This window comes from Sinomonas soli, from assembly GCF_054782415.1.
This window is the reverse complement of the sequence record NZ_BAAGSN010000001.1, coordinates 78,844-87,519: the sequence shown is the minus strand read 5'-3', so window position 1 is coordinate 87,519 and position 8,676 is coordinate 78,844. Positions and strand designations below refer to the sequence as shown.

6 protein-coding genes are annotated in these 8,676 nt (G+C 73.6%); 4 read left to right on the top strand and 2 right to left on the bottom strand.

The window, feature by feature from the left end; translation table 11 throughout:
* The coding region (locus ACYVKZ_RS00385) for a FadR/GntR family transcriptional regulator (RefSeq protein WP_460990015.1) at positions 1–681 on the bottom strand (681 nt) is incomplete at its 3' end.
* 102 nt (positions 682–783) lie between these two features.
* Positions 784–2,466: an L-lactate permease gene (locus ACYVKZ_RS00380; protein WP_460990013.1), complete on the bottom strand. Its 1,683-nt coding sequence runs from the start codon at positions 2,464–2,466 to the stop codon at positions 784–786.
* Between the two features lie 160 nt (positions 2,467–2,626).
* Here ACYVKZ_RS00380 and ACYVKZ_RS00375 point away from each other — a divergent pair, with 160 nt between their 5' ends.
* The 4 genes from ACYVKZ_RS00375 to ACYVKZ_RS00360 all read left to right on the top strand — a co-directional run bounded on the left by ACYVKZ_RS00375 (position 2,627) and on the right by ACYVKZ_RS00360 (position 8,644).
* The gene (locus ACYVKZ_RS00375) at positions 2,627–5,518 is read left to right on the top strand and encodes an FAD-binding and (Fe-S)-binding domain-containing protein (protein WP_460990011.1); all 2,892 of its coding nucleotides are present in this window, start codon (positions 2,627–2,629) and stop codon (positions 5,516–5,518) included.
* Between the two features lie 83 nt (positions 5,519–5,601).
* On the top strand, positions 5,602–6,459 hold the full coding sequence (locus ACYVKZ_RS00370; RefSeq protein ID WP_460990009.1) for a (Fe-S)-binding protein: 858 nt from the start codon (positions 5,602–5,604) through the stop codon (positions 6,457–6,459).
* Complete coding sequence (locus ACYVKZ_RS00365; protein ID WP_460990007.1) at positions 6,456–7,982, top strand: lactate utilization protein B; 1,527 nt, start codon at positions 6,456–6,458, stop codon at positions 7,980–7,982. The genes ACYVKZ_RS00370 and ACYVKZ_RS00365 overlap by 4 nt, the downstream gene beginning before the upstream one ends.
* A complete protein-coding gene (locus ACYVKZ_RS00360) occupies positions 7,979–8,644 on the top strand; it encodes a LutC/YkgG family protein (protein WP_460990006.1) in 666 nt (221 codons plus the stop codon). The genes ACYVKZ_RS00365 and ACYVKZ_RS00360 overlap by 4 nt, the downstream gene beginning before the upstream one ends.
* The last annotated feature ends 32 nt before the right edge of the window (positions 8,645–8,676 follow it).

The following is an 8,676-nucleotide window of genomic DNA, read 5'->3' as shown; positions in this document are numbered from 1 at the left end:
CTCGATGTGCTCGCGCACCAGCCGGGCCGAGCGCTCGCCGTCGCGCGCCTCGACGGCCTCGAAGATCCCCCGGTGCTGCTCGCGCAGCGTGTCCACGGCCTCGTCCCAGCCGCCGCGGCGCTCCACGGCGTCGTCGATGTAGCCGCGGATGGCCTCGCGCATCGACTCCATCATGGTGCTCACCACGACGTTCCCGGCGAGGGCGCTCAGGGCCACGTGGAACTGGGAGTCGAGGAGGGTGAAGACCTGGGACGGCAGCGCGTCGTCGTCCATCGCCTCGAGGAGGCGCCGGGCGTCGTCGAGATGCTCGGGGCTCCACGGGGCGGAGGCCGCGTGCTCGAGCGACCACGTCTCCATCATGATGCGGGCCTCGACCACGTCCTTGACCGGCAGGTGGTGGCTGGCGACGTGCATCCGCAGCGCCACCCCCAGCGCCGAGGAGGGGTCCGAGACGACGATTGTGCCGGAATTGGGCCCGGACCCGGTCGCGGAGCGGACCACGCCCATGACCTCGAGGGAGCGGATCGCGTCCCGCACGGACGCCCGCGAGATGCCGAACTGCTCCGCGAGGGCACGCTCGCCGGGCAGCCGGTCGCCGAGCTTGAGCTCGCCCGCGCGGAGGCTGTCCTCGATGTGGCGCAGCACGGCGTCGTGCGCGCGGCCGGTGGCGGATTCAGGCATGGATCCATCTTGCCGCACGCGGGAGGCCGGGACGGACGACGCCGGCCCCCGCCGCCGGCGCGTCGGGCACCGGAGCGGGGGCTCGCCGCCGGGGGCGGGAGGCTACGGGAGCATCCACCCGAGCACCGGGGTCGACTGGAGGAACACGAGCGTGCACAGCACGAGCAGCAGGCCGAGGCTCCACCACAGCACCTTGCGCAGGATCGTGGACTCCTGTCCGTCCATCCCCACCGAGGTCGCTGCAATCGCGAGGTTCTGCGGGCTGATGAGCTTGCCCACCACGCCGCCGGCGGTGTTGGCCGCCACGAGCAGGTCCGGGTTGATGCCGGCGGCGTGGCCGGCGGTCTGCTGGAGCTTGGCGAAGAGGGCGTTGGAGGAGGTGTCCGAGCCCGTCACGGCGGTGCCGATCCAGCCGAGGATGGGGGAGAGGAAGGCGAACGCGGCGCCGGTGCCGGCGAGCCACGTGCCGATCGCGACCGTCTGGCCGGAGAGGTTCATGACGTAGGCGAGGGCGAGGACCAGCGTGATCGTCAGGGCCGCGAACCGCATCTTCACGAGCGTCCGCCACAGTTCGCCCAGCGCGCCGGCGACCGTGACGCGGTAGCGGCCGCCGCCGTCGTTCAGCGAGTAGACCACCGCGACGATGAGCCCGCACAGGAACAGGAGGGTGCCGGGGCTCGAGAGCCACTGGAAGCTGTAGACGGTGGAGGAGAGCGGCTTGCCGTCCGCGCCCACCACGGCGCTGTGGAGCACGGGCCACGGGACGGCGATGTTCGTGGACGCGAGCGCCTTGGGCAGGTCCACGCCGAGCCGCCAGAGGTTCGCGGCGCCGAAGACCACCACGACCAGCAGGTACGGGAAGAGGGCGAGCCAGACGCGGGGCGCGGAGAGCGCCTTCTCGGTCGCGCCGGGGCCGGCGATGGCCGGCACGCCCCCGCCGAGACGGAGACGGGCGGCCTCCGCGCCGCGGGGCTTCCAGACACGCAGGAACAGGATGGCCACGCCGAGGCCGACGAGGGATGCGACGACGTCGGTGAGCTCGTAGGAGAAGTAGTTGGAGCAGAGGAACTGGGCGACGCCGAACGTGGCGCCGGTGACGAGGGCCGGGGCCCAGGCGTCGCGCAGGCCGCGCCAGCCGTCCACGATCAGCAGCAGGAGCAGCGGCACGGCGAAGGCCAGGAGCGGAGTCTGGCGCCCCACGATGGCCCCGATGTGCGCGGCCGGGATGCCGGTGAGGCTGCCGGCGGTGGTGATCGGGATGGCGATCGCGCCGAAGGCGACGGGCGCCGTGTTGGCGACGAGCACCGTGGCCGCGGCACGGAGGGGCTTGATGCCGATCGCCATGAGCATGGTGGCCGTGATCGCCACCGGGGCGCCGAAGCCCGCGAGGGCCTCCATGAGGCCGCCGAAGCAGAACGCGATGAGGACGGCCTGGATGCGCACGTCCCCGCCGCCGATCCGGTCGAAGATGCGGCGTAGGTCCTCGAACCGGCCGGAGACGACCGTGACCTGGTACAGCCACACCGCCATGAGGACGATCCAGAAGACGGGGAACGCGCCGAACACGGCGCCCTGGCTCGCGGCGAGCCCGGCGAGGCCCGCGGGCATCCGGTAGGCCGCGACGGCGACGACGAGGGCGGCGAGCAGCGCGAACGCGCCGGCCACGTGCGCCTTGGTCCGCACCACTGCGAGCAGCACGAAGAAGGTCACGAGGGGGATGAGGCCGATCAGGGCGGACACGGCGACGCTGCCGGCCACCGGATCGGTCACGGGGGTGAAGGTCATGCGGGCTCCCTGCGGGCGTGGCGGCCCGGGAAGGCCCCGGCGCCGATGTGGTCAGACCGTCGTGGTCCGACCACGTAAGCTAGCACACACTCGCGGGGTTGTGACAAGGGGCACAGGTGTGGTCCTATGGTCGGACCACACGTTCGGGAGGACTCCTATGATGACGCCAACGACGGCGGGACCCCGTCCCCGCCCCGCCGCCGGCACCGCGCGCCGGGGTACTGCAGGGGACCGCTCGCGCGCGCTGGCCGACGAGCTCGCGGAGCTCCTCGGCCCCTACGCCGTCACGACGCGCCCGCTCGACCTGCACGCGAAGGCCCACGACGCCTCGCACTACCTCCTCGTCCCGAGCGTGGCCGCCGCGCCGCGCACCGCCGCCGAGGTGGCCGGGCTCCTCGCCGCCGCCGCCCGGCACGCCACGCCCGTGACGTTCCGCTCGGGCGGGACGAGCCTGTCCGGCCAGGCCCTCACTGCGGGGGTCCTCGCCGACACCCGCCGGAACTTCGGCGGCATCGAGGTCCTCGACGGCGGCGCCCGCGTCCGGGTCCAGCCCGGCGCGACCGTCCGCGCCGTCAATGCCCGCCTGGCCCGCCACCGCCGCGCCCTCGGGCCGGACCCGGCGAGCGAGATCGCGTGCACGGTGGGAGGCGTCGTGGCCAACAACTCCTCGGGCATGCACTGCGGCACCGAGGCCAATACCTACCGGACGCTCGAGTCGATGACGTTCGTGCTGCCCTCGGGGACGGTCATCGACTCCGGCGACCCCGCGGCGTCGTCCGTCTTCGCCGCGCGCGAGCCCGAGCTGCACGAGGGGCTGCTCCGGCTGCGGCGGCGCATCCTCGCCTCGCCGGACTCCGTGGCCCGCATCCGGCACCAGTTCTCGATGAAGAACACGATGGGCTACGGCCTCAACGCCTTCCTCGACTTCGAGGACCCGCTCGAGGTCTTCGTGCACCTGGTCATCGGGTCCGAGGGGACGCTCGCGTTCGTGGCCGAGGCGGTGTTCGCCACCGTCGAGGTCAAGCCGCACGTCGCTGCGGGCCTGCTCGTCTTCCCGGGCGTGAGCGCCGCGGCCGCCGCGGTGCCCGAGCTCGTCGCCGCCGGCGCCGACACCGCCGAGCTCATGGACGCGGTCTCGCTGCGCGTCTCCGCGCGGCTGCCCGACTGCCCCGAGCAGATCCGGACGCTCGACCTCCCCGATCCCGCCGCCCTGCTCGTCGAGTTCACCGCGGGCACCGCCGAGGAACTCGCGGACCGCGCGGCGTCCGCCGATGCGCTGTTCGCGGGCCTGGGCCTGGCCCTGCCGGTGGACATGACCCGGGACCCGCACGAGCGCGCCGCGCTGTGGAAGGTCCGCAAGGGGCTGTACTCGACCGTGGCGAGCGCTCGCCCGTCCGGCACGAGCCAGCTGCTCGAGGACATCGCGGTCCCCGTCCCGGCCCTCGCCGAGGCCTCCCGTGACCTCGCAGGCCTCCTCGCCCACCACGGCTACGCGGACCCGGTGATCTTCGGCCACGCGAAGGACGGCAACCTCCACTTCATGCTCAACGAGGACTTCGGCAGCGGGGACACGCGCCGCTACGAGGACTTCACCGAGGACCTCGTGGACCTCGTGCTCGGTGCCGGCGGGACGCTCAAGGCCGAGCACGGGACCGGCCGGATCATGGCCCCCTACGTGCGCCGGCAGTACGGCGACGAGCTGTACGAGGTCATGAAAGAGGTCAAGCGCCTGGCGGACCCGCGCGGCGTCCTCAACCCCGGCGCCGTGCTCTCCGACGATCCCCGCTCCTACCTGGACGACCTCAAGGTCACCCCGACGGTCGAGGAGGAGGTAGACCGCTGCGTCGAGTGCGGCTACTGCGAGCCCGTGTGCCCGTCCCGCACGCTCACCCTCACCCCGCGCCAGCGCATCACCCTCCGGCGTGACGCCGAGCATGCCCGCGCCGAGGGCAACCACGAGCTCGCCCGGCAGATCCTGGACGGCTACGACTACTCCGGCGTCTCCACGTGCGCCGTGGACGGCATGTGCGGCACGGCCTGCCCCGTGGGCATCAACACCGGCGACCTCGTCCGCCGGCTCCGCGCCGACGCCGCCGGACCCGCCGAGTCCGCGGCCTGGCACGCCGCCGCCCGCGGCTGGGGGGCCGTCTCGCGCGTGGGCGGGGCCGCGCTGAGCGTCGCCAAGGCGCTGCCGTCCGCTCCGGTCGAGGGGGCCGCCGCGCTCGCTCGGAGGCTCCTCGGGGACGGGCTCCCGGCGTACGACGGCGGGCTCCCCGGCGGCGGCTCCGCCCGTCCCCGGCGGCGGGACGACGCTGCGGAGGCCGTGCTGTTCGCCGCGTGCATCGGCACGATGTTCGGTCCCGAGGCCGGCGGTCATCCCGGCGGCGCCTCCGGGGCGTTCCTCGACGTGTGCGACCGCGCCGGGGTGCGCCTGCGCACCCCCGAAGGGCTGGGCTCGATGTGCTGCGGCACGCCGTGGAAGTCCAAGGGCATGACGGCCGGGTGGGAGCACATGCGCTCGACCGTGGTCCCCGCGCTCGTGGAGGCGAGCGAGGGGGGCCGGCTGCCGATCGTCGTGGACGCCTCCTCGTGCGCCGAGGGCCTCGCGGTCATGCTGCGCTCGGCGGCGGAGTCCGGAGCGGCGGCGCTGCGCGTCGTGGACGCGGTCGAGTTCGCCGCGGACCTGCTGCCGCGCCTGGCCGTGCGACGCCGGATCCCGTCCGTGGCGCTGCACCCGACCTGCTCGGGCACGATCGCCGGGACCGCGCCGCAGCTCGCGGCGATCGCCGCCCACGTCGCGGACGAGGTGTTCACGCCGGCCGAGGCCGGGTGCTGCGCGTTCGCCGGCGACCGCGGGCTCCTGCACCCCGAGCTCACCGCCTCGGCCACCGCGCCCGAGGCCGGCGGCATCGAGGAGGCCGAGCGCACCCGGGGCGGAAGGTTCGCCGAGTACGCCTCGAGCAACCGCACGTGCGAGATCGGGCTGACCCGGGCCACGGCGCGCCCCTATCGGCACATCCTCGAGCTCCTCGCCGAGGCGACGCGGCCCTGAGGGCGTGGTGTGACCGGCGGCACCTTGCTACAGTATGGTCAGACCACATGGCCGGGCGATGGCCCGGCCGGGAGAGGACACCCATGAGAATCGCGCTCTTCGCGACCTGCATCGTCGACGCGATGTACCCGCGGGTCGCCCAGGCCACGGTGGAGGTCCTGGAGAGGCTGGGCCACGAGGTCGTGTTCCCCGCCGGCCAGGCCTGCTGCGGCCAGATGCACGTCAACTCGGGCTACTTCCCCGAGGCCCTGCCCGTCGTCGCCAACCACGTCCGCACCTTTGAGGCCGGCTTCGAGGCGGGGGAGTACGAGGTGGCCGTCGCGCCGTCCGGCTCGTGCGTCGCCTCCGTCAGGCACCAGCACTCGCTGGTGGCGGACTGGGCGGTCGAGCACGGGGCCAAGGGCGCCGACAGCACGCTCGCCGTCCGGGCCGACGCCGTCGGCGCCCGCACCTACGAGCTCGCCCAGCTCCTCACCGACGTCCTCGGCGTGAGCGATGCCGCAGCCCAGCTCGGCTCCTACCTCCCTGGCACCATCACCTATCACCCCTCGTGCCACGGCATGCGCCTGCTCCACCTCGGCGACCGCCAGCGCTCGCTGCTGGCCTCGGTCGAGGGCCTCGAGGTGGTGGACCTCCCCGAGGCCGAGCAGTGCTGCGGCTTCGGCGGCACCTTCTCGATCAAGAACGCGGACGTCTCCTCTGCCATGCTCGCGGACAAGGTCGCGAACATCTGCGGCACCGGAGCCGGCGCGTGCGCGGGCGGCGACGCCTCCTGCCTCATGCACATCGGCGGCGGCCTCCACCGTGAAGGCCGCACCGCGCCGTCGGGCCGCCCCGTGCGGACCGTCCACCTCGCCGAGGTGCTCGCCTCCACCCGCGAGAGGCCGCTCACGATCGACGGCGGGCTCGCCCTCGCCGGGACCCCCGGAGGTGCGCGATGAGCACGGTGTCCCTCGGCATGCCGGCCCTGCCGCCCCGCGGCTTCGGGAACATCTCCGAGACCGAGCCGTTCCCGAGCTACGCGCGCCGCGAGCTGCAGAACGGCCAGCTGCGCACGAACCTGCGCCACGCGACCCACACCATCCGGGACAAGCGCCTGCGCGTGGTCTCCGAGCTGCCCGACTGGGAGGAGCTGCGGGAGGCCGGGTCCGCGATCAAGGCCGAGGCGATGGAGCGCCTGCCCGAGCTGCTGGCCCAGTTCGAGGAGCAGTTCACCGCGCGCGGCGGCACCGTCCACTGGGCCCGCGACGCAGCCGAGGCCAACCGGATCGTGGAGGACCTCGTGCGCGCCACGGGCTCGAGCGAGGTGGTCAAGGTCAAGTCCATGGCCACCCAGGAGATCGGGCTCAACGAGTACCTCGAGGAGCGCGGCATCGCAGCCTTCGAGACGGACCTCGCCGAGCTGATCGTCCAGCTCGGCCACGACAAGCCCTCGCACATCCTGGTCCCCGCGATCCACCGCAACCGCACCGAGATCCGCGACATCTTCCTGCGCGAGATGCCCGGGGTGGACCCGGCGCTGACGGACGAGCCCCGCAGGCTCGCCATGGCCGCCCGCGCGCACCTGCGCCGCAAGTTCCTCTCTGCGAAGGTGGCCATCTCCGGGGCCAACTTCGGCATCGCCGAGACCGGCACGCTCGGCGTGGTCGAGTCTGAGGGCAACGGGCGCATGTGCCTGACCCTGCCCGAGACGCTCATCACCGTCATGGGCATCGAGAAGGTCCTCCCGCGGGCCGAGGACCTGGGAGTCTTCATGCAGCTGCTCCCGCGCTCCTCGACCGGGGAGCGCATGAATCCGTACACCTCCCTGTGGACCGGTTCGACGCCCGGCGACGGACCCAAGGACGTGCACGTGGTGCTGCTCGACAACGGCCGCACCCGGGCGCTCGCCGACCGGCACGGCCGCTCCGCCCTGCACTGCATCCGCTGCTCGGCCTGCATGAATGTGTGCCCCGTCTACGAGCGGGCCGGCGGCCACGCCTACGGGTCCACCTACCCGGGGCCCATCGGGGCGATCCTCTCGCCGCTGCTCACCGGCGTCGAGGCCGAGGAGAACAAGTCCCTGCCCTACGCCTCCTCGCTGTGCGGGGCGTGCTTCGACGCGTGCCCGGTGAAGATCAACATCCCGGAGATCCTCGTGCACCTGCGCGGCGAGGATGTCGAGGCGCGGCGTTCCAAACCCGGCGCGCGGCGGCTCCCCTCGCAGTTCGACCTCGCCATGTCCGGCGCGTCCTGGGCGATGTCCGACGGCGCGCGCATGGGTCTGCTCGAGCGCGGGCTGCCGCTCGGGAGGGCTGCCGCGGGCCGTGACGGGGTGATCTCCCGGCTGCCGGGCCTCGGGGCCGGGTGGACGCAGAGCCGGGACATCCCGGCCCCGCCCGCCGAGTCGTTCCGGGCCCTGTGGGCCAAGCGCGAGAAGAACCCGACTGCCCCGCAGGGCATCAAGGAAGGGGAGGGCAAGTGAGCGCCCGCGACGACATCCTCGCCAGGATCCACGCCGCCCTCGGCACCACCGAGGTCACCCCGGGGGAGCGCGAGGCCACCCCACCGGTGCGCGAGGTCAGGGGTTCCGCGGACGGGGCGGGCTACCGCACGACGTCGGGGCTCACCGAGGGTGACCTCGTCGCCCTCCTCGTCGACCGGCTCGAGGACTACAAGGCCCGCGTCGAGGTCGTGGCGGAGGCCGGGTTGGCCGAGGCCATCCGGGCTCGGCTCGAGGGCAGGACGTTCGTCGCGCCCGCGGGGCTCCCGTCGCACTGGCTGCACCCGAGCCTCGCCGAGCGCAGGGCGACCGATTCGCCCGAGGCTCCGCTCGCCGTCGACCGTCTCGATGCCATCGAGGCCGTGGTGACGGGGTCGGCGGTGAGCATCGCCGAGACCGGGACGATCGTGCTGGACGGGTCCGCCGACCAGGGGCGCCGCGCGATCTCGCTCGTGCCCGACCACCACGTGTGCGTGGTGCCCGTCGAGACGATCGTGGGGATTGTGCCGGAAGGCTTCGCGCGGCTCGACACCACGCGCCCGCTCACGCTCATCTCCGGCCCGAGCGCCACGAGCGACATCGAGCTCGAGCGCGTCGAGGGCGTCCACGGGCCGCGGACGCTGGACGTGCTGATCGTCCGCTAGGCCCGACCTCGCGCTCCTAAGGGGGTGACCTC